The sequence below is a fragment of the Paenibacillus sp. AR247 genome (assembly GCF_002968895.1).
GTDB lineage: Bacteria > Bacillota > Bacilli > Paenibacillales > Paenibacillaceae > Paenibacillus_AQ > Paenibacillus_AQ favisporus.
Genome location: NZ_PCZT01000055.1, coordinates 1 through 725, shown reverse-complemented (window position 1 = coordinate 725; position 725 = coordinate 1). Strand labels below are relative to the sequence as shown.

At 39.6% G+C, this 725-nt stretch carries 1 protein-coding gene; it reads left to right on the top strand.

Going from position 1 to position 725, the window contains the following annotated elements; all coding sequences use genetic code 11:
- The first annotated feature begins 170 nt into the window (after positions 1–170).
- A complete protein-coding gene (locus CPT76_RS35710) occupies positions 171–593 on the top strand; it encodes a 5' nucleotidase, NT5C type (RefSeq protein ID WP_105446243.1) in 423 nt (140 codons plus the stop codon).
- The last annotated feature ends 132 nt before the right edge of the window (positions 594–725 follow it).

The window sequence follows — 725 nt, the reverse complement described above, 5'->3', positions numbered from 1 at the left end:
GAAGGGAGAACGTTATGCATATCGGTGTCGACTTGGATAATACCCTGCTTGATGCAACTACTGCCCATTTGCAATATTACAATAAAGCATCTGGATTAACCTTAACCCATGAAGATGTTAATGATTTTTATCTATATAAAATGTACGGCTAGGACAAGACGGAGAGCGATGTGATTTATAATAAACATGGAAATGATATTCACTGGAATTCATCCCCGTATCCTCAAGCTATACAAACGCTGGCCTCGCTTTTTAAACATCATACCATTTCTATCATTACCGCAAGACCAACACAGTTTCGGGATGTTACCGTTAAATGGCTCGAACACCATAGCGTTCCATACAACAATATCGTATTTATTGAGGATAAACTAAAGGAATGCATGAAGCTCCAAGTCGAAGTAATGATTGATGACGGCCCTCATTATGCAGAAGAATTTGCACAAATGAATATGCCTGTCATTCTATACGAGCAGCCATATAACCGATTCGTAAGACATGAGCTTGTTTATCGTGCTATGAACTGGAGTGAGGTCAAGGCGCATATTGATTATTTACAAAAGAATTCCCACGCAAAATCGAAACCATCGTAATCGCCCTGCTCCAGTCTGCTCCTAAATTCGCAAAAAAGACACGAGTTAAAAAGGAGACATCATCTTGACCCAAACAAAATTAATTCTAGTGGAAGGTATACCCGGATTGGGTAAAACCTCTACAGCTCGATA